The organism is Marmoricola sp. Leaf446 (assembly GCF_001424755.1).
GTDB lineage: Bacteria > Actinomycetota > Actinomycetes > Propionibacteriales > Nocardioidaceae > Marmoricola.
This window is the reverse complement of sequence record NZ_LMRF01000001.1, coordinates 944,277-967,646: the sequence shown is the minus strand read 5'-3', so window position 1 is coordinate 967,646 and position 23,370 is coordinate 944,277. Positions and strand designations below refer to the sequence as shown.

General features: G+C 74.0%; 21 protein-coding genes. 9 read left to right on the top strand and 12 right to left on the bottom strand.

Features of this window, described 5'->3' with window-relative positions:
* From ASG49_RS04485 to ASG49_RS04470, 4 genes are all read left to right on the top strand, one after another.
* Window positions 1–1,110, top strand: a complete 1,110-nt coding sequence (locus ASG49_RS04485) for a carbohydrate ABC transporter permease (protein WP_082533775.1) — start codon at window positions 1–3, stop codon at window positions 1,108–1,110.
* Window positions 1,107–1,961 (top strand): carbohydrate ABC transporter permease, encoded by an 855-nt coding sequence (locus ASG49_RS04480; protein WP_056537579.1) that lies wholly within the window; start codon window positions 1,107–1,109, stop codon window positions 1,959–1,961. The genes ASG49_RS04485 and ASG49_RS04480 overlap by 4 nt, the downstream gene beginning before the upstream one ends.
* Before the next feature lie 73 nt (window positions 1,962–2,034).
* Window positions 2,035–3,018, top strand: a complete 984-nt coding sequence (locus ASG49_RS04475; protein WP_056537576.1) for a malate dehydrogenase — start codon at window positions 2,035–2,037, stop codon at window positions 3,016–3,018.
* Between the two features lie 212 nt (window positions 3,019–3,230).
* Window positions 3,231–4,211, top strand: coding sequence for a nucleoside hydrolase (locus ASG49_RS04470; protein ID WP_056537573.1), 981 nt, complete (start codon window positions 3,231–3,233; stop codon window positions 4,209–4,211).
* A 1-nt stretch (window position 4,212) separates the two neighbouring features.
* Here ASG49_RS04470 and ASG49_RS04465 read toward each other — a convergent pair whose 3' ends face one another.
* Genes ASG49_RS04465 through ASG49_RS04445 form a run of 5 tightly spaced genes read right to left on the bottom strand, consistent with a single transcriptional unit; the run spans window position 4,213 to window position 8,926 of the window.
* Window positions 4,213–4,524, bottom strand: a complete 312-nt coding sequence (locus tag ASG49_RS04465) for a DUF3017 domain-containing protein (protein WP_056537570.1) — start codon at window positions 4,522–4,524, stop codon at window positions 4,213–4,215.
* Window positions 4,525–4,526: 2 nt separating this feature from the next.
* Window positions 4,527–5,384 carry a bifunctional methylenetetrahydrofolate dehydrogenase/methenyltetrahydrofolate cyclohydrolase gene (locus ASG49_RS04460; RefSeq protein ID WP_056539770.1) on the bottom strand — a complete coding sequence of 286 codons (858 nt, stop codon included), beginning with the start codon at window positions 5,382–5,384 and terminating at the stop codon, window positions 4,527–4,529.
* A 44-nt stretch (window positions 5,385–5,428) separates the two neighbouring features.
* Entirely contained in the window at window positions 5,429–7,003 is a 1,575-nt protein-coding gene (gene purH / locus ASG49_RS04455; RefSeq protein WP_056537568.1) for a bifunctional phosphoribosylaminoimidazolecarboxamide formyltransferase/IMP cyclohydrolase, read from the bottom strand.
* A complete protein-coding gene (gene purN / locus ASG49_RS04450; RefSeq protein ID WP_369814203.1) occupies window positions 7,000–7,620 on the bottom strand; it encodes a phosphoribosylglycinamide formyltransferase in 621 nt (206 codons plus the stop codon). Before purN ends, purH begins: the two co-directional genes overlap by 4 nt.
* Window positions 7,621–7,633: 13 nt before the next feature.
* Window positions 7,634–8,926 (bottom strand): DUF6350 family protein, encoded by a 1,293-nt coding sequence (locus ASG49_RS04445; protein WP_156384182.1) that lies wholly within the window; start codon window positions 8,924–8,926, stop codon window positions 7,634–7,636.
* A 63-nt stretch (window positions 8,927–8,989) separates the two neighbouring features.
* On the opposite strand from ASG49_RS04445, the gene ASG49_RS04440 reads away from it, so the two are divergent.
* The gene (locus ASG49_RS04440) at window positions 8,990–10,354 is read left to right on the top strand and encodes a hypothetical protein (RefSeq protein WP_056537562.1); all 1,365 of its coding nucleotides are present in this window, start codon (window positions 8,990–8,992) and stop codon (window positions 10,352–10,354) included.
* On the top strand, window positions 10,351–11,532 hold the full coding sequence (kynU, locus tag ASG49_RS04435) for a kynureninase (protein WP_056537559.1): 1,182 nt from the start codon (window positions 10,351–10,353) through the stop codon (window positions 11,530–11,532). The genes ASG49_RS04440 and kynU overlap by 4 nt, the downstream gene beginning before the upstream one ends.
* Before the next feature lie 213 nt (window positions 11,533–11,745).
* Here kynU and sucD read toward each other — a convergent pair whose 3' ends face one another.
* Together sucD and sucC are read right to left on the bottom strand one after the other, a co-directional pair.
* The gene (gene sucD / locus ASG49_RS04430; RefSeq protein ID WP_056537557.1) at window positions 11,746–12,642 is read right to left on the bottom strand and encodes a succinate--CoA ligase subunit alpha; all 897 of its coding nucleotides are present in this window, start codon (window positions 12,640–12,642) and stop codon (window positions 11,746–11,748) included.
* Between the two features lie 3 nt (window positions 12,643–12,645).
* The gene (gene sucC / locus ASG49_RS04425; protein ID WP_056537555.1) at window positions 12,646–13,818 is read right to left on the bottom strand and encodes an ADP-forming succinate--CoA ligase subunit beta; all 1,173 of its coding nucleotides are present in this window, start codon (window positions 13,816–13,818) and stop codon (window positions 12,646–12,648) included.
* Between the two features lie 119 nt (window positions 13,819–13,937).
* Between sucC and ASG49_RS04420 the strand changes: the two genes are divergently transcribed.
* Window positions 13,938–14,819 carry an alpha/beta fold hydrolase gene (locus tag ASG49_RS04420; RefSeq protein ID WP_056537552.1) on the top strand — a complete coding sequence of 294 codons (882 nt, stop codon included), beginning with the start codon at window positions 13,938–13,940 and terminating at the stop codon, window positions 14,817–14,819.
* A 13-nt stretch (window positions 14,820–14,832) separates the two neighbouring features.
* Here ASG49_RS04420 and ASG49_RS04415 read toward each other — a convergent pair whose 3' ends face one another.
* The gene (locus ASG49_RS04415; protein ID WP_056537549.1) at window positions 14,833–15,273 is read right to left on the bottom strand and encodes a cobalamin B12-binding domain-containing protein; all 441 of its coding nucleotides are present in this window, start codon (window positions 15,271–15,273) and stop codon (window positions 14,833–14,835) included.
* A gap of 211 nt (window positions 15,274–15,484) precedes the next feature.
* Here ASG49_RS04415 and ASG49_RS04410 point away from each other — a divergent pair, with 211 nt between their 5' ends.
* Window positions 15,485–16,468, top strand: coding sequence for a M23 family metallopeptidase (locus ASG49_RS04410; protein ID WP_056537546.1), 984 nt, complete (start codon window positions 15,485–15,487; stop codon window positions 16,466–16,468).
* 202 nt (window positions 16,469–16,670) lie between these two features.
* Here ASG49_RS04410 and pcrA read toward each other — a convergent pair whose 3' ends face one another.
* A complete protein-coding gene (pcrA, locus tag ASG49_RS04405) occupies window positions 16,671–19,112 on the bottom strand; it encodes a DNA helicase PcrA (RefSeq protein ID WP_056537543.1) in 2,442 nt (813 codons plus the stop codon).
* 109 nt (window positions 19,113–19,221) lie between these two features.
* Between pcrA and ASG49_RS04400 the strand changes: the two genes are divergently transcribed.
* Window positions 19,222–20,046, top strand: a complete 825-nt coding sequence (locus tag ASG49_RS04400) for a matrixin family metalloprotease (RefSeq protein WP_056537540.1) — start codon at window positions 19,222–19,224, stop codon at window positions 20,044–20,046.
* Window positions 20,047–20,061: 15 nt separating this feature from the next.
* Here ASG49_RS04400 and ASG49_RS04395 read toward each other — a convergent pair whose 3' ends face one another.
* The 3 genes from ASG49_RS04395 to ASG49_RS04385 form a co-directional block, all read right to left on the bottom strand.
* Entirely contained in the window at window positions 20,062–21,414 is a 1,353-nt protein-coding gene (locus ASG49_RS04395) for a threonine/serine exporter ThrE family protein (RefSeq protein ID WP_082533773.1), read from the bottom strand.
* A gap of 72 nt (window positions 21,415–21,486) precedes the next feature.
* Window positions 21,487–22,095, bottom strand: coding sequence for a response regulator transcription factor (locus ASG49_RS04390; protein WP_056537537.1), 609 nt, complete (start codon window positions 22,093–22,095; stop codon window positions 21,487–21,489).
* On the bottom strand, window positions 22,092–23,342 hold the full coding sequence (locus ASG49_RS04385) for a sensor histidine kinase (protein ID WP_056537534.1): 1,251 nt from the start codon (window positions 23,340–23,342) through the stop codon (window positions 22,092–22,094). Before ASG49_RS04385 ends, ASG49_RS04390 begins: the two co-directional genes overlap by 4 nt.
* Window positions 23,343–23,370: the final 28 nt, after the last annotated feature.

Below are 23,370 nucleotides of genomic sequence, written 5' to 3'. Positions count from 1 at the left end.
ATGGCGCGTCCACGCAGCCGTCGCGGCGGGCAGAGCCGCGACGGCTGGGTCCTGATGCTGCCCGTCGTCGTCCTGCTGGGGCTGTTCCTGGTGGCGCCGGTGCTGATGGCGCTGTGGGTCTCGGTCTCGGACTGGCGCGGCAACGGCAGCCCGTTCGGCGGCGACGTCGGCTTCGTCGGCCTGGAGAACTACCGCCAGATCCTCGCCGGCGGCGGGCTGGCGGAGCGCGACTTCGGCACCTCGCTGCGCAACAACCTGTTCTACGTCGTGCTGGTGGTGCCGCTGCAGACGATGATCGCGCTGCTCCTGGCCGTCCTGGTGACGCGCCGGTCGCTGCGCGGGCGGGGCTTCTTCCGCACGGCGTTCTACTTCCCCTCGGTGACCAGCTCGGTGGCGATCACGGTGCTGTGGCTGTTCCTGTTCAGCACCACCGGCGTGGTCAACAAGATCCTGGGCTGGTTCGGGCTCAACGGCCCGGCCTGGTTCCAGGACCCGCGCGGGGTGCTGCACCTGCTGCTCGGGGCGGTGGGGGTCGACCGGGCCCCGGCGGCGCTGGGCGAGAACGGCTTCCTCGGCATCACCTGGTGGGACTGGGTGGCCGGCCCCTCGGTGGCGATGAGCGCGTTCGTGCTGATGGCGGTGTTCACCACCTCGGGCACCTTCATGCTGCTGTTCATCGCGGCCCTGAACAACATCGGCGACGAGATCGAGGAGGCGGGCCTCATCGACGGCGCCAACGCCTGGCAGCGGTTCCGCTTCGTGACGCTGCCGATGCTGCGACCCACCCTGTTCACGGTGCTCACGCTGGGCCTGATCGGCACCTGGCAGGTGTTCGACCAGATCTACACCGGCACCCAGGGTGGCCCCGCGAAGACGACCCTCACCCCGGCGTACCTCTCCTTCCAGTCGGCCTTCGTCAACCAGCAGTGGGGCCAGGGCGCGGCGATCGCGTTCGTGCTGTTCGCGATCATCGTGGTGCTCACGCTGGTGCAGCGGTGGGTGCTCTCGGAGGACCGCGGGTCCCGGGGCGAGCGCGCCCGGGCCGACGCCGTCCGCGCGGGCGTCACCGCCCGCCAGCAGGGTGGCGGCGTCGCCGGGGGTGCGGCATGAGCACCGCGACGACCACCGCGCCGCGGGCGCGCGCGACCGGCACCTACGTGACGTACGCCGTGCTGGCGCTGCTCGCGGTCGTCTACGTGATGCCGTTCCTGATCCAGGTCGCGACGTCGTTCAAGACCGAGGCCGACGCCGCCGCCAACCCGCTGTCCCTGGTGCCCTCGACGGCGACCGCCGAGGCCTACCGCACCCTGTTCTCCGACTCGCCGCTGCCGACGTGGTTCGCCAACTCGGTGATCGTGACCCTCGTCGTCACCACCGGGCGGGTGCTGTTCTGCTCGATGGCGGGCTACGCGCTCGCGCGGGTGCCGTTCCGCGGCCGGGCCCTGGCCTTCGCCGTGCTGGTGGCGATCATGGCGGTGCCCAACGTGGTGCTGCTGATCCCGAAGTTCCTGGTCATCAACCAGCTGGCCATCTACGACTCCTACGCCGGCCTGATCATCCCGCTGCTGGCCGACGCGTCCGCGGTGTTCATCATGAAGGGCTTCTTCGAGTCCATCCCGGCCAGCGTCGAGGAGGCGGCCCGCATCGACGGCGCCGGCACGTTCCGGATCTTCTGGTCGGTGGTGCTCCCGATGGCGCGGCCGGCGGTGATGACGGTGATCATCCTGTCCTTCCAGGCGTCGTGGAACGAGCTCAACCACTTCATCGTGGCCAGCCAGGACCCGGGACTGTTCACCCTCACCAAGGGCGTCGCCCAGCTCGCGTCGGGCGCGCTCAGCCAGGGCACGCAGTACCCCCTCAAGCTGGCCGCGGCGCTGCTGATGACGCTGCCGGTGGCACTGGTGTTCTTCGTGTTCCAGAAGCGCATCGTCAACACCACCACCGGGGCGGTCAAGGAGTGAGGCCGGGGGCGCAGGCCGGCGAGGCGCTGCTAGCGTCGGACGGGTCCGCGCCCCCGTCGTACCAGGAGAAACCGTGAGCCCCACTCCGTTGAAGGTCGCCGTCACCGGTGCCGCCGGCCAGATCGGCTACAGCCTGCTCTTCCGTCTCGCGAGCGGAGCGCTCGGCGACCGGCCGATCGAGCTGCGCCTGCTGGAGATCGAGCCCGCGCTCAAGACCCTCGAGGGCGTGGTCATGGAGCTCGACGACTGCGCGTTCCCCGGCCTGGCCGGCATCGAGATCGGCCACGAGGCCGAGAAGGTGTTCGACGGCGTCAACCTCGCCCTGCTCGTCGGCGCGCGTCCCCGCGGCCCGGGCATGGAGCGCGGCGACCTGCTGGAGGCCAACGGCGCGATCTTCACCGCCCAGGGCAAGGCGCTCAACGCCGTCGCCGCCGACGACGTCCGCATCGGCGTCACCGGCAACCCGGCCAACACCAACGCGCTGATCGCCATGACCAACGCACCCGACATCGACCCCTCGCGGTTCTCGGCGCTGACCCGCCTCGACCACAACCGGGCGATCTCGCAGCTGGCCGCCAAGACCGGCGCCTCGGTGACCGAGATCAAGAAGATGACGATCTGGGGCAACCACTCCGCCACGCAGTACCCCGACCTGTTCCATGCCGAGGTCCGTGGTCAGAACGCCGCCGAGGCCGTCGGCGACCAGGACTGGCTGGAGAACACCTTCATCCCGACCGTCGCCAAGCGCGGCGCCGCGATCATCGACGCCCGGGGCTCCTCCTCGGCCGCGTCGGCCGCGTCCGCCACCGTCGACGCCGCCCGCGACTGGCTGCACGGCTCCGCCCAGGACGACTGGGTCTCCATGGCGGTCGTCTCCGACGGCTCCTACGGCGTCCCCGAGGGCCTGATCTCCTCCTTCCCCGTCACCACCAAGGACGGCGACTGGGAGATCGTCCAGGGCCTGGACATCGACGACTTCTCCCGCGGTCGCATCGACAAGTCCACCGCCGAGCTCGCCGAGGAGCGCGACGCGGTCAAGGGGCTCGGGCTGATCTGAGCCTCCACCTGTCGCGGCGGTCTCCCGGGTCCACCCGGGGGACCGTCGCTGCTCCGGGGCCGTGGTCCTGCTGTCTGGGTCTGGCTCCCGGCGGGTGGGTCGGGCGTACGACGGCCACTCGCCAGTTCCACAGGGTCCCCTGTGAAACCCACACACCCCGGCCGGAACATCACCCGGGAAGCACCAGCAACCCACGGGAAGCGAGCGACGCCGTGACCCAGCCCGTACGCCGCACGCCGGTCGTTCTCGACGTGGACACCGGGGTCGACGACGCCTGTGCCCTGCTGCTGGCCGCGCTGCACCCGGCGCTGGACCTCCGGGCCGTCACCTGCGTCGGCGGCAACGCCCCGCTGGCCGACGTCGTGGCCAACACCCTGACCGTGCTCGACGTCTGCGAACGCCAGGACGTGCCCGTGGCCGCCGGGGCCGCGCTGCCGCTGCTCGAGCCGCCCGGCGACGCCCGGCACGTGCACGGCCAGGACGGGATGGGCGACCTCGGGCGCGCTCGCTCGACCCGGCAGCCGGACCCCCGGCACGCGGTCGAGCTGCTCCGCGACGTGCTGCTCGACGCCGCCGAGCGCGGGGAGCCGGTCACGCTGGTCCCACTGGCACCGCTGACCAACGTGGCGCTGCTGCTGCGCACCCACCCGGCCGTCGCGGCGGGGCTGGAGCGGATCGTGTTCATGGGCGGGGCCGCCGAGGTCGGCAACGCGACCGCGTCGGCGGAGTTCAACGTCTTCCACGACCCCGAGGCGGCGGCCGTCGTGCTCGACGCCGCGACCGACCTCGGCATCGAGGTGGCGATGTACGGGCTCGACGTGTTCTACGGCCCCCAGGTCACCCGTGAGCAGGGCGAGGCGCTGGCCGCGCTCGGCGGCCCGGCCGGGCTGGCCGGCGAGCTGGTCGTCTTCCAGTGCGACCGGTTCGAGCGCCCGTCGGCCACGATCGGCGACGCGGGCGCGGTGTGCGCCGTCATCGACCCCGAGGGCCTGACGAGCCGGCGGTTGCCGATCCGGGTCGAGCTGGCCGGCACCTGGTCGCGCGGCCGCACCATCGTGGACCGGCGCGACTGGTCGGGCGACCTCGCCCACGACCCGCACGGACAGGCGCCGGCGAACGTCGACGTCGCGCTCGGAGTCGACGGCGAGCGCTACGCCCGGCTCTGGCACGGGACGGTCTCGGGCCGGTCCTGAGTCACCCGGGTTGGTCGGGGATCACCACGGCCAGCACGATCAGCGCCGCGCCCACCCCGGCCAGCATCACCAGGTCGATCCAGCGGCTGCGGCGCACGCGCAGCATGCCGGCCTCGTTCTCCGGCAGCAGGGTCCGCATCACGGCGCCGACCAGCAGGGCGACGCCGATGAGCGTCACGCCCCGGCGCCACGGTCCCAGCGCCACCACCAGCAGCCCGACCCCGGCGGCCGCCACCACCAGCAGGTAGACGAGCCCCCCGAGGGTCGAGGGACGCCGACGGGGAGCGGGCGGCGGCGGGGTCGGCGCGGTCACGGTCAGGCGGGAGCCGCGGCCTGCTCGGCCAGGCCCACCACGTTGGACAGCAGCATCGCGCGGGTCATCGGGCCCACTCCCCCGGGGTTCGGCGAGACCCAGCCGGCAACGTCCCAGACGTCCTCGGCCACGTCACCGGCGAGCTTGCCGTCGACCCGGGAGACACCGACGTCGAGCACGGCCGCGCCCTCGCGGACCATGTCGGCGGTGATGATGCCCGGCACCCCGGCCGCGGCGACGACGATGTCGGCGTCGCGGGTGTGGGCGGCGAGGTCGCGGGTGCCGGTGTGGCACAGCGTGACGGTGGCGTTCTCCGAGCGTCGGGTCAGCAGCAGGCCGAGCGGGCGTCCGACGGTGACGCCGCGGCCCACCACGACGACCTCGGCCCCGGCGATGTCGACGCCGTGGCGACGCAGCAGCTCCACGATGCCGTACGGCGTGCACGGCAGCGGCGCCTCCTCGCCCAGCACCAGCCAGCCGAGGCTGGTCGGGTGCAGGCCGTCGGCGTCCTTGGCCGGGTCGATGGCCCCCAGCACGGCGTTCTCGTCGATGCCCCTCGGCAGCGGCAGCTGCACGATGTAGCCGGTGCAGGCGGGGTCCTCGTTGAGGCGGCGTACGGCGGCCAGCACCTCCTCCTGCGTCGCCGTCGCCGGCAGGTCCTCGCGCAACGAGGCGATGCCGACCTCGGCGCAGTCCTTGTGCTTGCCGTTGACGTACCACCGCGACCCGGGGTCGTCGCCCACGAGCACCGTGCCGAGGCCCGGGACGACCCCCCGCTCCCGCAGCGCGGCGACGCGCTCGGTGAGCTCGGACTTGATGGCCTTGGCCGTCGCGGTGCCGTCCAGCTTCTGTGCAGTCACGTGCCGCATCCTTTCATCGGTCGTGCCGGCCTCGTGACAGGCGCTCAGTGAGCGAAGTGACGGGTGCCGGTGAAGTACATCGTCACGCCCGCCGCCTTCGCCGCCTCGATCGTCAGCGCGTCGCGCATCGACCCGCCGGGCTGCACGATCGCGGTCACGCCCGCGTCGATGAGGATCTGCGGACCGTCCTCGAAGGGGAAGAACGCGTCCGACGCGGCGACCGAGCCGGCGGCCCGCTCCCCCGCACGGTCCACGGCCAGCCGGCAGGAGTCGACCCGGTTGACCTGGCCCATGCCGATGCCGACCGAGGCGCCGTCCTTGGCGAGCAGGATGGCGTTGGACTTGGCCGCGCGGCACGCCTTCCAGGCGAAGGCGAGGTCGGCGAGCACCGCCTCGGAGGCGGCCTCTCCCGTGGCCAGCGTCCACGACGCCGGGTCGTCGCCGTCGGCGTCGACCGCGTCGCGCTGCTGCACCAGCAGGCCACCGGAGATCGGGCGCATCTCGACGCCGCCGCGCTCGGCGGGCTCGGCGACTAGCAGCCGGACGTTCTTCTTGCGTGTGAGCACCTCGACGGCGCCGTCGTCGTAGCCCGGGGCCACGACGACCTCGGTGAAGACCTCGGCCACCTGCTCGGCCATCGCGACCGAGACCGGCCGGTTGACGGCGATGACGCCGCCGAAGGCGGAGACCGGGTCGCACTCGTGGGCGCGGCGGTGGGCCTCGGCGACGTCGGCCCCCACGGCGATGCCGCAGGGGTTGGCGTGCTTGATGATCGCCACGGCCGGCTCGTCGAAGTCGTACGCCGCCCGGCGGGCCGCGTCGGCGTCGACGTAGTTGTTGTAGGACATCTCCTTGCCGTGCAGCTGCTCGGCCTGCGCCAGCCCGGGGGCGACGTCGTTGCGGTAGATCGACGCCGCCTGGTGGGGGTTCTCGCCGTACCGCAGGACCGACTCGCGCTCCCAGGTGCCGCCGACCCAGGCCGGGAACCCGGCGCCGTCGGAGGTGTCGGTGAGCACCGAGCCCATCCAGCTCGCCACGGCGACGTCGTAGGAGGCGGTGTGCACGAACGCCTCGGCGGCGAGGCGCTTGCGCTCGTCGTAGGTGAACCCGCCGGCGGCCGCGGCCGCGAGCACGTCGGCGTAGCGGTCGGGCGAGGTGACGATGGCGACCGAGGGGTGGTTCTTCGCCGCGGCGCGCACCATCGAGGGCCCGCCGATGTCGATCTGCTCCACGCACTCGTCGGGAGAGGCGCCCGAGGCGACGGTCGCGGTGAAGGGGTAGAGGTTGGACACGACGAGGTCGAACGGCTCCACGCCCAGCTCGTCGAGCTGGCTGACGTGGGCCGGCAGCCGCCGGTCGGCCAGGATGCCGGCGTGGACCTTGGGGTGCAGCGTCTTGACGCGTCCGTCGAGGCACTCGGGGAAGCCGGTGAGGTCCTCCACCTTGGTCACGGGCAGGCCCAGCTCGGAGATCAGCCGGGCCGAGCCGCCGGTCGAGACCAGCTCGACGCCGGCGTCGTGCAGGCCGCGGACGAGCTCCTCGAGCCCGGACTTGTCGTAGACGGAGACCAGCGCCCGCTTCAGCGCGATCCGGTCCTGGGGCAGCGTGCTCTCGGTCATGCGCCGATCCGCACCTTCCTGTCGGTGATGGTGTAGCCCTCGCGGGCCAGGCGGCCCACGGCGTCGACGAGCATGGCCCGCTCGGCGACCTTGATGCGTTCGTGGAGTGAGTCGACGTCGTCGTCGTCCTCGACCGGCACCACGCTCTGCGCGACGATCGGGCCGGTGTCGACCCCGTCGTCGACGACGAAGAGCGTCGCGCCGGTGACCTTGACGCCGTACGCCAGGGCGTCGGCCGGTCCGGTGGTGCCGGGGAAGCTCGGGCACAGCGCCGGGTGGGTGTTGACCACGGCGCCGGGGAAGCGGGCCAGGAAGGCCGGGCCGACGAGCTTCATGAAGCCGGCCAGCACGACCAGGTCGGGCTCGTGGGCGGCGACGGCGTCGGCCAGGCCGGCGTCCCAGGCCTCGCGGGTGGGGGCGTCGCGCAGCCGGTGGACGAAGCCGGGAAGCCCGTGGCGCTCGGCGCGGGCCAGTCCCTCGATGTCGTCGCGATCGGCCCCGACGGCGACCACGCGGGCGCCGTACGACGGGTCGGTGCCGGCGTCGATCAGGGCCTGCAGGTTGGTGCCGCCGCCGGAGACGAGCACGACGAGTCGGCGTTCGGCGGCGGGCAGCACCGCCACAGGCTACTCAGTGCTCGACCGGCTCCGACGAGCGGCGCTGCCACCAGGCGGTGGCCAGCCCGGCGAGCAGCCCGGCCAGCCCCATCGCGGCCACGGCGGCCGCCCCGACCTCGAGGACCGAGGGTCCGACGTGGGCCAGCCGGCCGGTGCCGAGCGACCCGCCGGCCAGCCCGGTGAGCAGCGCCGTCAGCACGCCCGCGAGCACGCCGGAGCCGAAGCCGCGCAGCGCCGAGGAGTCGTACGCCGTGACGCCGTAGGCCAGCTGGGCCCGCCGGGCCCCGACGGCCGCCACCACGACGGGGACGACCAGGACGCCCATCAGCCACGACGGGGTGGGACCGGCGTCGGGCAGCGCGCTGAGCAGCGGGAAGGCGGGGACGGGACCGAGGCTGACCACGCCCGGGGAGACGGTGGTGCCGACGCCGACCGAGAAGCCGGGGCCGACGAGGTAGGCGGCCGCCCACAGCACCGCGTTGGGCAGCAGCAGCGCGGTCGCCACGGCGTACGCCGCGTAGTCGCCGCCGGACAGGCGCAGCCCGGCCAGCACCGCCATCGCGTCGTTGGTGCCGAGCAGCACCGCGACCAGGGCGAGCGCGGCGGCGGCACCGAGCAGCAGCACGACGGCGGTCGTGGCGCCGTGGACCACCGAGCGGACCCACCCGGGCACCAGGTCGCGCCAGGCGCCCAGCCGGCCGGTCCCCCGGACCAGGCCGAGGGTGCCGAGCACGCCGGGCAGCAGCAGTGCCCCGAGGACGGTGCGGCCCAGGCCGGGGCTGACGTCGTCGGTGCCGGCCAGCACGCAGGTCAGCACGGCGAGCACGAGGTAGACGCCGGTGAAGGTGACGGCCGCCTGCACGACCGTGCGGTCGTCGTCGGCGGGCCGGGCGGTGCGACCGGCCCGGACGGCCAGCCGGTGGGCCAGCCACCCCAGACCGACCGGCAGGGCCAGCGGGACCAGCCCGACCGGGACGCCGCCGAGGCTGACGCCGGAGCCGTGGCCGACCAGCCACAGGTCGGCGCCGACGCGCAGCGCGTCACGGGTGGAGCCGTGGGCGCCACCGTCGGCGAGGTACCAGCCGACCAGCGCCACCGCCATCAGCCCGAGCAGCCCCGCGGCGACGGCACCGGCGGCGGCCAGCGCAGCGGCGCCGGCCAGGGTGCGCTCCTGCTCGCCCCGGAGCCCGGCCAGGACCGAGGCCACGGCGCGCGACGCCGCACCGCCGCGACGCCGCCCGCGACCGTCCCGACGACGGGGGTCGTCGGGGTCGAGGTGGGGCGGGCGGCTCAGCAGGTCGGTCATCGCCACCATCTTGAACCGAAGCGGACGCGAGGTGGTCCCGCCACGCGGGTAGCCTGCTCCCTCGTGCGCCCCACTTCGCAGGCCCCGCGCGAGGACGCCGCGGGCACCTCCCGCGGTCGTCGCCTGCCCGGCGGACGGCGCGCCTGGGTGGCGCTGCTCGTGGTGCTGGTGGTGCTCGCCGTGGTCGTCACGCTGCTCGTGCGTCGCGACGGCGGCCTCGACGCGGCCGTCGAGGCCGTGGAGGGCGGGTCGCCGAGCGCCTCGCCCGCACCCCGTCCCGTCACGGTGGCCACGCTGCTCGGGGTGACCGACGCGCAGCAGGCCGCCCCGCGCCAGCGCTGGCGCCTGGTCGGCACCACCGACAACACCGGCGGCACCGGCATCAACACGGTGTGCCAGGAGAGCCGCTTCGCCGACCCCGAGGGCGAGGGCACCTTCGTCCGCAGCTTCGCCACCACCAACGCCCCGCGGCGGACGCTGCTGCAGACGGTCGAGATCTCCGCGAGCGCGCAGGCCGCCGAGGCGGCGTACAACACGACGCTGGGGTGGTTCGCCGGGTGCCGGGTCGCCCGGCTGCAGCTGCAGGGCACCTACCGCCTCGACGGGCTCGGCGACGAGGCGCAGCTGCTGCGGCTCCGGCTGCCCGACGCCCGCCGCCCGGCGCTGACCCGGACCTTCGTGGTCGGCGTGGTCCGCACGGGGGCGCTGACGGTCTCGACCGTCGCCATGACCCGCGGCGGCGACGCGGTCGCCAACGACGCGGCCGCGCGGGTGCTCACCACGGCCGTCACCGGGCTGTGCGAGACCGACCCCGCCGGGGACTGCCCCGGCGAGGTGCGGGCGACGCCGGTGCTGCCGCCGCGCTCGGGCGAGGCGCTCGGCACCCTCGCCGCGGCCGACCTGCCGGTGGTCGGCAGCATCAACCGGCCGTGGGTCGGCACCCGCCCGGTGCCCGCCCGCCCCAACCCCTCGGCCACCACCTGCGACCAGGCCGACTTCGTCCGCTCCGGAGCCCCGCGGGCCCGCACCCGCACCTTCCTGGTGCCCGGCGCGCGGGTCGACGAGCGGTTCGGCGTCAGCCAGACCTACGGCCGGTTCCCGACCGTGGCGCGCGCCCAGCGCCTCGTCGACCGGGTCGAGGCGGCGATGGCGCGGTGCGAGAAGGACGACCTGTCGGCGTCCGTCAGCGCGGCGCAGGTCGACCGGCCCGGCCCCCGCGACTCGGTCTCCTCCTCGTGGCGCCTGGACAGCGAGGTCCGCGAGGACACGAGCGTCGGCTACTGGATGGGGGTCGCGCGGGTGGGCCGCTGGGTGACGCAGGTGCTGCTGACGCCGGTGGCCCGCGCCGACGTCGACGCCGCCACCTTCGAGGCGCTCGTCGTCCGGGCCCGCGACCGGCTCTTCGGGCTGACCGGACCCCGACGATGATCCCCGGGCCCGGCCGCTTCGACCTGCCCGAGGGGCTGGTCTACCTCGACGGCAACTCCCTCGGTGCGCTGCCCCACGGCGTCGCCGACCGGCTCTCGGAGGTGGTGCGCGCCGAGTGGGGCCGCGGCCTGATCCGGTCGTGGAACGACGCCGGCTGGATGCAGCTGGTCGAGCGGGTCGCCGCCCGGCTCGCGCCGCTGCTCGGCGTCGACGCCGCCGACCTCCACCTCGGCGACAGCACCACGGTGAGCCTGTTCAAGACCACCGTCGCCGCGGCCCGGCTGCGTCCCGACCGCCGCGTGCTCGTGCTCGAGCCGACGACGTTCCCGACCGACGGCTACGTCACCGCGGCGGTGGCCGAGCTGCTGGGCCTCGAGCTGCGCTGGTGCGACCCCGCCGACCCGCTCGCCTCGGTCGACGAGGACACCGCGCTGCTCTCGCTGACCCACGTCGACTTCCGCACCGGCGCGCTCTTCGACCTGCCCGGCATCACCGCGCAGGCCCAGGAGCGCGGCGCCCTGGTGCTGTGGGACCTGTGCCACTCCGCGGGAGCCGTGCCCGTCGACCTGACCGCGGCCGGCGCCGACCTCGCCGTCGGGTGCACCTACAAGTACCTCAACGGCGGCCCCGGCTCCCCCGCCTGGCTGTGGGTCGCGCCGCGCCACCAGGCCGCGGCCCGGCAGCCGATCGCCGGCTGGATGGGCCACGCCACCCCGTTCGCGATGTCCCGCGACTTCGAGCCCCGCGAGGGCGTCGGCTCGTTCGCGTCGGGCACGCCGCCGGTGCTGGCGCTGTCGGCCCTCGAGGCCTCGCTGGAGGCCTTCGACGACGTCACCGTCGCCGAGCTCCGCGCGCAGTCGCTGGCCCTCACCGACCGCTTCATCGCCCTGGTCGACGAGCACCTGCAGAACCGGGTCGAGGTGGTCACCCCGCGCGATCACGAGCGGCGCGGCAGCCAGGTCTCGCTGCGCCACCCCGCGGCGTACGGCGTGGTGCAGGCGTTGATCGCCCGCGACGTCATCGGCGACTTCCGCGACCCCGACATCGCCCGGTTCGGCTTCGCCCCGCTCTACAACACCCTCGCCGACGTCGAGACGGCCGTGGAGCGGCTGGTGCTGGTGCTGGAGCACGACGAGCACCTCGACCCGGCGTACGCCTCCCGCAACGCCGTCACCTGAACCCGGCGCCGGGTGCCGACCGGGAGGCGCTGCCTCGTAGACGCGCGGACACAAGTCCGCCAGGCGCGCGCGACCCGCGGGACGGACCGGGACGATCCGGACGGCTCTGAGAACTTGTGTCCGCGCGTCTCCGCGCGACGGCAGCCCCACGACCCCCCGGACGCGCGCGAGCCCCCGACCGCCGGGGCGGAGGGGGGCTCGCGTCGAGGTGGGTCAGAGCGCCTGCAGGATCTCCCGCATCAGCTGGGCGGTCTCGGACGGCGTCTTGCCGACCTTGACCCCGGCGGCCTCGAGGGCCTCCTTCTTGCCCTGGGCGGTGCCCGCACCGTCGGAGACGATGGCGCCGGCGTGGCCCATGGTCTTGCCCTCGGGGGCGGTGAAGCCGGCGACGTAGCCGACGACCGGCTTGGTCACGTGCTCCTGGATGTACGCCGCGGCCTTCTCCTCCGCGTCGCCACCGATCTCGCCGATCATCACGATCGCCTTGGTGTCGGGGTCGTTCTCGAACGCCTCGAGGGCGTCGATGTGCGTGGTTCCGATGATCGGGTCGCCGCCGATGCCGATGGCGGTCGAGAAGCCGAAGTCCTTGAGCTCGAACATCATCTGGTAGGTCAGCGTGCCCGACTTCGAGACCAGCCCGACCGGGCCGGAGCCCGAGATCGTGGCGGGCGTGATGCCGGCCAGCGCCTCGCCGGGGGTGATGATGCCGGGGCAGTTGGGCCCGATGATCCGGGTCTGCTTGCCCTGCGCGTAGGCCCAGAACTCCGCGGAGTCCTGCACCGGCACGCCCTCGGTGATGATCACCAGCAGGCCGATCTCGGCGTCGATGGCCTCGATGACGGCGTCCTTGGTGAACGCCGGCGGCACGAAGGCGACCGACACGTCGGCGCCGGTCTCCTTGATCGCCTCGGCGACCGAGCCGAAGACGGGCAGCTGGACGTCGTTGCCGTCGGGGTCCTGGTGGGTGACGGTCGTGCCGGCCTTGCGGGCGTTGACGCCGCCCACGATGTTGGTGCCGGCCTTGAGCATCAGGCGGGTGTGCTTGGTGCCCTCACCGCCGGTGATGCCCTGGACGATGACCTTGGAGTCCTTGTTGAGGAAGATCGACATCTCTCACGCACCAGCCTTCGCAGCGAGCTCGGCGGCCTTGTCGGCCGCGCCGTCCATGGTCTGCTCGATGACCACCAGCGGGTGGTCGGCCTCCGCGAGGATGCGGCGGCCCTCCTCGACGTTGTTGCCGTCGAGGCGTACGACGAGCGGCTTGTTGGCCTCGTCGCCCAGGATGTCGAGCGCGCTCACGATGCCGTTGGCGACCGCGTCGCAGGAGGTGATGCCGCCGAAGACGTTGACGAACACGCTCTTGACCTGCTCGTCGTTGAGGATGACGTCGAGGCCGTCGGCCATCACCTGCGCCGAGGCGCCGCCCCCGATGTCGAGGAAGTTGGCCGGCTTCTGGCCGCCGTGCGCCTCCCCGGCGTACGCCACGACGTCGAGGGTCGACATGACCAGCCCGGCGCCGTTGCCGATGATGCCGACGGAGCCGTCGAGCTTGACGTAGTTCAGGCCCTTGGCCTTCGCCTTCGCCTCCAGCGGGTCGGCCGCGTCCTTGTCCTCGAACTGCTCGTGCTCGGCCTGGCGGAAGTCGGCGTTCTCGTCGAGCGAGACCTTGCCGTCGAGCGCCTCGAGCTTGTCGCCCTCGAGGCGGGCCAGCGGGTTGACCTCCACCAGGGTGGCGTCCTCCTCGGTGAAGACCGTCCACAGCGACTGCACCATGGCGATGGCCTGGTCGCGCAGCTCGGCCGGGAAGCCGACCTCGTCCACGATCGCGGTGGCCTTGGCCTCGTCGACGCCGGTGCCGGCGTCGATCGCGATCTGCTTGACGGCGTCGGGGTTGGTCTTGGCGACCTCCTCGATCTCCACGCCGCCCTCGACCGAGGCGATGCACAGGTAGGACCGGTTGGACCGGTCGAGCAGGAAGGAGAAGTAGTACTCCTCCACCGGCGGGGTCGCCGGCGTCACCAGGACGCGGTTGACCGGCAGGTCCTTGATGGTCAGCGCGAGGATCGCCTCGGCGTGCTGCTGGGCCTCCTCCGGCGTCTTCGCGATCTTGACGCCACCGGCCTTGCCGCGACCGCCGGCCTTGACCTGCGCCTTGATCACGGTGACGCCACCGATCTCCTCGGCGGCGGCCTTGGCCTCCTCGGCGGTCGTGACGACCGTGCCGAGTGTGGTCGGCACACCATGCTTGGCGAAGAGCTCCTTCGCTTGGTACTCCATCAGGTCCACGGGTCGACCGCTCCTTCGAGTTCTCGTCGGTTGTGGCGGCACGCGCTGGACGGAGCCGGCGGCCACCTCCGAGCGACCTTAGACCGGTTCGGGCCCTCGTGGCACCGTAGGGTCGCCCCGTGCAGCCCACCGAGACCGAGGTCACAGCGACCGCGGCCCCCGCCCTGACGCTCCGTCTCACCGAGCACGGCGACCGCGCCTCACGCACCCACGTGGTGCTGCTGCACGGCTACCCCGACGACCGCACCCTGTGGGACGACGTCGTGCCCCGGCTGCCCACCGACTGGCACCTGGTGGTGCCCGACATGCGGGGCGCCGGCCGGTCCGACGTCCCGACCGAGCCTGCGGCGTACGACGTGGCGCTGCTCGTCGAGGACGTGGTGGCCGTCGTGGAGGCGACCGTCCCGGACGGCCAGGCCTTCCACCTGGTGGGCCACGACTGGGGCGCGATCATCGGGTGGGACGTCGTGGCCGCCGCCACCCGCGACCCCCGGCTGCGCGACCGGCTGGTCTCCTTCACCTCGGTCAGCGGCTTCCCGCTCGACCACCTCTACGCCCGGCTCGCCGACGGCCCGCACCGGCTGGCGCTGCTCCCCCAGCTTCTGCACAGCTGGTACGCCTACGTCTTCTGCCTCCCTCGCGTGCCGGAGTGGCTGTGGGGGCGTGGCCAGTCGGTGCTGCGACGGCTGGGCGAGCGGCTCGACCCGACCTCCCACCTGCTGGCGTGGGGGCCCGACCTGGGCCGGGCCGCGCTGCCGGGCCTGTCGCTCTACCGCCAGAACCTGCGCCGTCGTCCTGCTGCGTGGCGCACCGACGTGCCGGTCCTCGTCGTGCTGGGCCGCCACGACACGTTCATCCACCCGGTCAGCCTCGACGGGCTGGGGGCACGCTGCAGCGACGTCGTGCGGGTGCGGCTGGAGACCGGCCACTGGGTGCCGCGCTCGCAGCCCGAGCGGCTGGCCGGGCTGGTCACCGACCACGTCCGCGCGCACGGCGGCTGATCCGCCGGCCCGCTCAGGCGGGGGTGTCGTCTCCCCCGGTCCGGCCGGTCTGCTGGGTCTCCTGGGTCTCCTCGGCGAAGTGCTCGGAGACCCAGCCGGTGATCTCGCCGGTGGTCGCACCCGGGGTGAAGATCTTGGCCACGCCGAGCTCCTGGAGCGGGGCGACGTCCTCCTCGGGGACGATGCCGCCGCCGAAGACGACGATGTCGCGGGCGTCGCGCTCCTCGAGCAGCTCGATGATGCGGCGGAACAGCGTCATGTGGGCCCCCGACAGCACGGAGAGGCCGATCAGGTCGGCGTCCTCCTGCAGGGCGGTCTCCACGATCTGCTCCGGGGTCTGGTGCAGGCCGGTGTAGACGACCTCGTGGCCCGCGTCGCGGAGTGCTCTCGCGACCACCTTGGCGCCCCGGTCGTGCCCGTCGAGTCCGGGCTTGGCCACCACGATGCGCAACATGCCAGGCAGGCTAGCCGAGGTCGAAGGTCCTGTGAGCCGCCCCACAGCGAGGCGGGCGTTCCCCTGCGGAGGAGGCGCCGTTGATCCACACTGACCACGCCTCGATTTCGTCTCGGGCCGACTCCTGGCTATCGTGGCGGGTCGTTTGACCTTCTACCAACCGGACGGAGTACCCACTCCGTTCCCGCCCACACGCAGGAGAGGCCGACACATGGCACAGCACCGGGGACAGCACCGGGCGTCGCACCGCGGTGACCGCCGCGCTCGCGATGCCCGTGCCGCGGCTCCGGTCGCCCCGGTCGCCGGAGGCCGCCGTCGCGCCGAGACCCCGCCGTCGCTGCTGGCGCGGGCGTCCTCCTCGGTGGTGACCGGTGCTCGTGGGGCCGTGCCGTCGCTGTCGGCGCTGGCCACCTCGGTCGGCGCCGCCGCCGGGCCCCGCTGGCGCCACCGCCTCACGGTGCTGCCGAGCGCTCTCGGCGTGGTGGCCCTGGTCGCGGCCGGCACCGGTGCGGTCGCGGCCGGCGAGGAGGTCCCCGGCCGCCAGGCCGTGACCGCCGCCGCCCAGGCCCGTGCCATCTCCGCCGGCACCGACGCCCAGGGTGTCGTCCGCAGCACCCAGGTCGACGAGCGCGAGGCTGCCATCAGCCGCGACTCCGAGCGCCAGGCCCTGCAGGACGCCGCCGAGGTCCGGCTGCAGCGTGCGGCCGAGGAGCAGGCCGCCGAGCGCAACGCCGAGCTCAAGCAGCTCGGTCGTGCGGCCGAGGCGCGCGCCGGCGAGATCGCCGAGAAGGCCGAGAACGCCTGGGTCCTGCCGACCACGGGCTACCGCCTGACCGCCCGGTTCGGCATGGCCGGCGGCCTCTGGTCCTCCGACCACACCGGCCTCGACTTCGCCGCCCCCGCGGGCACCCCGATCGTCGCCGTCGCCACCGGCACCATCAAGGAGACCGGCTACGCCGGCGCCTACGGCAACCGCACGATCATGACCCTCGCCGACGGCACCGAGGTCTACTACTGCCACCAGACCACGATCGGCGTCTCCCCCGGCGACAAGGTCATCGCGGGCCAGCAGATCGGCACCGTCGGCAGCACCGGCAACAGCACCGGCCCCCACCTGCACCTCGAGGTCCGCCCCGGCGGCGGCGACCCGGTCGACCCCTACCAGGCACTGACGTTCCACGGCCTCAAGCCGTAACCGCCCAGCTCTTCCCTCCCCGACCCCACCCGCTCGGCCAGGTGGTCGGGACGCCAGGCCGCCGACGAGGTAGTCCGAGACGAAAAGCACCGTCCGGGCCGTCTCGCCGGTGCCGTTCGTCTCGGACTAGCCCGATCGGTGGCCTGGTCCGACACGTGGGCGCAGCCCTACGGCCGAGAAGCAGGACCGGGGGTCGGAGGGGTCAGAGCTTCTCGACGGGCGCGTAGCGCAGCAGCAGCCGCTTGACGCCCTCGGTGCCGAAGTCGACCGAGGCCACGGCGTTGTCGCCGGCGCCCTCGAGGGCGATGACGGTGCCAAGGCCGAAGCTGTCGTGCTGCACCCGGTCGCCCGGGTCGAGCGAGGGCACCGGCCGGCTCGCCTTGGCCTTCTGCGCGGCGTCGCGCTTGGCCGTGACCGTGCCGAACTGCCGCTGGGGCGCCGCCGCCCGGCGTGAGCCGTAGCCGAGCTGCGGGCGGTTCCACGACGTCATCGCCGCCTCGGTGCGGCGCCAGTCGACCAGGTCGACCGGCAGCTCGTCGACGAAGCGCGAGGCCGGGTTGTGCTGCGGGGCGCCCCACGCCGAGCGGACGACGGCCCGGGAGACGTAGAGGCGCTCGCGGGCGCGGGTGAGGCCGACGTAGGCCAGTCGCCGCTCCTCCTCGAGCTCGACCTTGTCGCCCAGCGAGCGCAGGTGGGGGAAGACACCGTCCTCGAGGCCGGTGAGGAAGACGACCGGGAACTCCAGGCCCTTGGCGGTGTGCAGCGTCATCAGCGTCACCACCCCGGGCACCGGGGCGTCGTCGCCCTCGCCGTCGGGCGGGTTGTCGGGGATCTGGTCGGAGTCGGCCACCAGCGCGACGCGCTCCAGGAAGTCGGTCAGCCCCGGCGGGTCGGCCTCGCCCGCCTCGACCTCGGCCGGGTCGGCCGACGGGCCGACGACCGGGTCCTCGGAGAACTCCCGGGCCACGGCCACCAGCTCGGCGAGGTTCTCCACCCGGGTCTCGTCCTGGGGGTCCTCGGACTCCTCGAGCTCCTTGAGGTAGCCGCTGCGGGTCAGCGCCTGCTCGAGCACCACGTCGACGCGCTCCCCCGCCGCCACCATCTGCTGCAGCTGCTCGACGACGTCGACGAACCCCTGGATCGCCTTCAGCGAGCGGGTGGCGATGCCCGGGGCGTCCTGCGCGCGCTGCAGCGCCTCCCAGAAGGTGAGCCGGTCGCGCTGGGCCAGCGCCTCGACGCAGGCCTCGGCACGGTCGCCGATGCCCCGCTTGGGGGTGTTCAGGATGCGGCGCAGCGAGACCGAGTCGGCGGGGTTGGCCAGGACCCGCAGGTAGGCCAGCGCGTCGCGGACCTCGCGCCGCTCGTAGAAGCGCACCCCGCCGACGACCTTGTAGGGCAGCCCGACGCGGATGAAGACCTCCTCGAACACGCGGGACTGCGCGTTGGTGCGGTAGAACACCGCCACGTCGCCGGCCCGGGCGTGCCCGTCGTCGGTAAGCCGGTCGATCTCCTCGGCCACGAACCGGGCCTCGTCGTGCTCGTCGTCGCCGACGTAGCCCACGATGCCGCTACCCTGGCCCGCGTCGGTCCACAGCTGCTTGGGCTTGCGGCTCTCGTTGCGGCTGATCACCGCGTTGGCCGCGGTGAGGATGGTCTGGGTGGAGCGGTAGTTCTGCTCGAGCAGGATCGTGCGCGCGTCGACGAAGTCCTGCTCGAAGTCCATGATGTTGCGGATGTTGGCCCCGCGGAACGCGTAGATCGACTGGTCGGCGTCGCCCACCACCATCAGCTCGGCGGCCGGCACCTCCTCGCCGCCCGGCGTCGGTCCGGTCGTGGGCTCCTCCAGCCGCTGCGCGCACAGCTCGTGGATCAGGGCGTACTGCGCGTGGTTGGTGTCCTGGTACTCGTCGACGAGCACGTGCCGGAAGCGACGCCGCCACCCCTCGCGCACCGCCGGGAAGGCCCGGAACAGGTGGACGGTGAGCATCAGCAGGTCGTCGAAGTCGAGCGCGTTGGCCTGGGTGAGGCGTCGTTGGTACTCCGCGTAGGCCGAGGCGTAGACCTCCTCCTGGGTGTTCTCGGCCGCCTTGGCGGCGTCCTCGTGGTCCTGCAGCTCGTTCTTGGCGTTGCTGACCCAGTTGAGGATCGCGCGCGGCGGGAACCGCTTGGCGTCGAGGTCGAGGTCCTTGCACACCAGCGTCATCAGGCGCTTGGAGTCGGCGGCGTCGTAGATCGTGAAGTTGGACTTGAAGCCGAACTTGTCGATCTCCTTGCGCAGGATCCGCACGCACGCGGAGTGGAAGGTCGAGACCCACATGATGCGGGCGCGTCCCCCGACCAGCTCCTCGACCCGCTCGCGCATCTCGGCGGCGGCCTTGTTGGTGAAGGTGATGGCCAGGATCGAGCCGGGGTGGGCGCCGCGCTCGGAGATGAGCCAGGCGATCCGTCGGGTCAGCACCCGGGTCTTGCCCGACCCGGCACCGGCGACCACCAGCAGCGGCGAGCCCTCGTGGACGACCGCCTCGCGCTGCGGGTCGTTGAGGCCGTCGAGCAGCTGCTCACGGGTGGGCCGTCCGCGTCGGCCGCCGGTGGGCGCGGTCTCGGGGGCGGGGGCCAGACCGGGGAGGGGGAACTGCGCGCTCATGTCCCGACCACACTACGTCCGCGCTCCGACAGCGCCGTGGGCCGCCTCGACGGTCCCGGGACGTCGTCGCCCACCGAGACGGTCTGGCCCGGTCTGGGACGATCAGGGGGTGCCTGCCCCACGTCGTACGCCGCCCCGCGGACCGTCGGGCACGGCACACCACCCGCGGGACGAGGCCGGATCCGGCGGGCTGCGCAACCTGCTCGTCACGCTGCTGACCGTGGTGCTGGTCGGCGGCCTCGCCGTCGCGGTGCCGACCCTGCTGCCCGCCGTGCTGCGACCGCTCGTCGGCGGCGAGGACGCCGGCACGGCCGGGACCGCGGCCTCGGGGCCCGGCAGCTTCGCCTTCGCCGCCACCCAGCGCGGGCGGCCCCGGGTTCCGGTGACCTACAGCAGCTGCGACCCGGTGCGGGTCGAGGTCAACCTCGATGGCGCCCCGGACGCCCGCGTCGGCCTGGACCACGTGCGACGGGCCATGGCCCGGATCAGCGAGGCCACCGGCCTGCGCCTGGAGTACGCCGGCCGCTCCTCGGCCCGCCCCCGCTGGGGCGAGGGCCGGGTCGAGCTCGGCCCGGCCGACCTCGGCGACCCCGACCCGGTGCTGGTCACCTTCGCCGACGCCGAGGAGGTGCCGGCGCTGGAGGGACGGGTCGCCGGCCTCGGCGGGAGCGTGATGGTGGAGCGCGGCGGCTGGCGGCGCTACCTCACCGGTCAGGTGACGCTGGACCGCGACGCCTTCGCCGAGCTCGAGGACCGTCCCGACGGCGACGCGGTCGCCGCGGCGATCACGCTGCACGAGTTCGGCCACCTCGTCGGTCTCGACCACGTCGACGACCCGCGCGAGCTGATGCACGCCACCACGACGACGCAGCGCGACCTCGGCCCCGGCGACCTGCGGGGGCTGCAGGCCCTGGGCCGTGGACGCTGCGCCTGAGACCTCGCGGCGCGCTCAGGCGCCGGCGCTGGTGCCGCGCGTACGACGCGCCAGGTGGCCGTGCATCACGCCCACCATGCGCGGCCCGGAGAGCCGGTCCTCGATGCGCCGGGCGTTGCGGCGCAGCGGCTGGGCGACGTACTCCCCCAGGATCACGCCGGCGGCCAGCGCGATGGTCGTGGCGGCCGCCGCCGAGAGCTGCAGGATGCCCAGGGTGTCGCCGTCGGACATGTAGCTCAGGCCGCGGTAGATCGTCAGGCCCGGCAGCATCGGCACGAGCGCCGGCACCACGACGACCAGCGGCGGGACCCGCACCCGTCCGGCCACGGCATAGCTGAGCAGCCCGATGATCACCGCCGCGACCGCCGCCGCCCAGGGGCGTGCGTCCCGGGGGTCGAGCACCGCGAGGTAGCCGAGGTGGCCGGCGACGGTGCTCATCGCGATGGCGGGCAGCGCCCGCAGCGGGGCGTAGCTGGTGAACGCGAAGGCGCACGCCGCGACCACCGCGCCGACGAGCACCAGCGGCGGCGGGGCCAGCTCGATCAGGCCGGGACGCAGGCCGACGGTGCTGATGCCGAGCCCGGGCGCGAGCGCCAGCCCGGCGGAGACGCCGGCGATGAGGCCGGCGGTGGCCAGCAGGGCCTCGATGATCCGGGCCCCGGAGGTCAGGTAGAAGCCGCTCAGGGCGTCCTGGATCGCCCCCATGAAGCCGATCCCGGACAGCAGCATCACGATGTTGGCCGTGATGACCAGGGACACGTCCACGCCCATCTCGGCGCGCTCGGCCAGGACCGCGGCCACGAGCGCCAGGACCGTGGCGACCAGGCCGCCGGCCGCCTGCTGGTAGAACATCGGCCAGCGCTGCCGGTTGAGGGTCCGCATCAGCACGGTGATGGCAACGCCGGCGAGGAACGCCACCGAGGTCACCAGGGCGTCGCCGTCGAGGAGCAGCGCGATGCCGGCGCCGACGACGCCGCTGCCGACGACCGCCGACCAGACGGGCAGGTAGTGGTCGGTGGAGTTGATCCAGGCCACCCGGCGACGCGCCTCGGCGACGTCGACGCGGTCGCGCATCACGTCGTTGACCAGGCCCTGCACCCGCGTCAGGTCGTCGTAGTCGATGTCGCGCTGGGCGACGTTGCGGGTCAGCAGGACCGGCGGCTCGTCGGGGTCGGACTGGTAGCTCATCCGCAGCAGCGTGAAGGTGACGTCGATGTCGGCGTTGGGCAGGCCGCAGTGCCGCGTCAGGCCCAGCATGGTCGCCGTGACGTCGGCCGCCCCGGCACCGGAGGACAGCAGGATCTCCCCGACCCGGAGCGCCAGGTCGAGGACCTTGTAGGTCTCGCGCGCATCACTCACGCCCGCCATTGTGGGGGCCGCCGGGGTGGGCCGCGGAAGCGTGACGCGGCACCCGTGAGTGGTCTCACACGCGGTGGCAGCTCAGCTGATCCAGCCCATCCGACGGGCGGTCGCGACCGCCTCGTGACGGTTGGCCGCGCCGAGCTTGGCGGCGGCCGTGGAGAGGTAGTTGCGGACCGTCCCGGGCGAGAGGTGGACCCGGCCGGCGACCCGGTCGACCGGCGCCCCGTCGGCCGCGGCCTCCAGCACGTCGGCCTCGCGCGGCGTCAGCGGGGTGTCCCCGGCGGCGATCGCCTCCGCGGCCAGCTCGGGGTCGACGTGGCGTCCGCCGGTGTGGACGGTGCGCACCACCTCGGCCAGGGTCACGGCCGACGTCGTCTTGGGCAGGAAGCCGCGCACCCCCACCGCGAGCGCGCGCTTGAGGTGGCCCGGCCGACCGTGGCTGGTGACGATCATGCAGGCGACCCCGGGCTGCTCCCGGTGGATCCGCTCGGCCACCTCGAGGCCGTCGAGCCCGGGCATCTGCAGGTCGAGGACGGCGACGTCGGGGGCCTCGCGGCGGCAGGCGGCGAGCGCCTCGTCGCCGGTCGCGGCCTGCGCCACCACCGTGAGGTCGTCCTCCAGCTCGAGCATCTGGGCCAGGGCACCGCGGATCAGGTGCTCGTCGTCGGCCAGCAGCACGCGGATCACCGGACCTCCCCGGCGGGCGCGGGCGTTGCGCCCGGGGCAGCGCCCGGGGCAGGGTCGGTGGCTGCGTCGGGCGCGGACCCGGCCGCCCCCGGCGCGTCGCCCTCCAGCCGGAGCCGCACCGCGAAGCCCGCCTCGGTGGAGCCCGACTCCAGCCGCGCCCCGAGCGGTGCGAGGTCGACGGCGAGGGTCCGCAGGCCGCTGCCGTCGCCGGGGGACGGCGCGGAGGGGCCTCCGTCGTCGACGACCTCGACGCCGGCGGCGTCGCACCGGATCCGCACGTGGGTGGCGGTGGAGTGGCGCAGCACGTTGGTGACCGCCTCGCGCACCACCCGTGCGGCCGGCTCGTGCCAGGCCTGGGGCAGGTCGTCGAGCTCGGCGTCGCAGGCGATGCCGGCGGAGCGGAGCAGCGAGACCGCGCCGTCGAGCTCCTGGCGCAGGTCGAGCGGGCGGTAGCCCCGGGCCAGCTCACGGGCCTCGCGCAGCGCGTCGTGCGCTGTGGACCGCACCTCGAGGATCCGGTCGGCCGCACGGTCGTCGCCACGGCGGGCCAGCGTGGCCGCCAGCTCGGCCTGCACGGCGATGGTCGAGAGCCGCCGGCCCAGCACGTCGTGCACGTCGCGGGAGAAGCGCAGCCGCTCCTCGGCGACGGCCAGCGCGGCCTGGTGGCGCCGGCCGCGGTCGAGCTCGGTGACCACGCCGAGCAGCCAGAGCGAGCTCTGCACGGTGAAGAGGAAGAAGGCGCTGATGCCGACGGCGTACGCCGCGACGCCCAGGCTGCCCGAGGCGACGTACGCCGCGACGGCGGCCGCGCCGAGCACGGACCAGTGCAACCACGGGGTCGCCAGCGCGCCCACCGCGAAGGCCAGGCTGCCGAAGGCGATCACCACCAGCGGCCCGGACTCGACGCCGGGCAGCGCCAGCGCCCAGGCCCACAGCCCGACCGAGACGACGGCCATCGGGCCGAGGAGCCGCCACGGCACGTCGGGCGCCCCGCGGAGGTGGCCCGCGTGGCGGGCGTCGAGCCCGTGGCGCAGCACGAGCGTGGCCAGCGTCCCCAGGACGAGGCACGCCAGCCCGGCGACGGCGGCCCGGGGCGTGTCGCCGAGCCGGGCACCGGCCGCGAGCAGGCCCATCGCCAGCAGGAACCAGGCGACGGCGTACAGCGAGCCGCGGGTGTAGAGGTCGACGCGCGCCACGTCGGACCGGCCGGTCCAGCCGGGGACGCGCAGCGACAGGGTGCGGCTCACGGGGCGATCCTCTCAGGTCGGGGTGGGT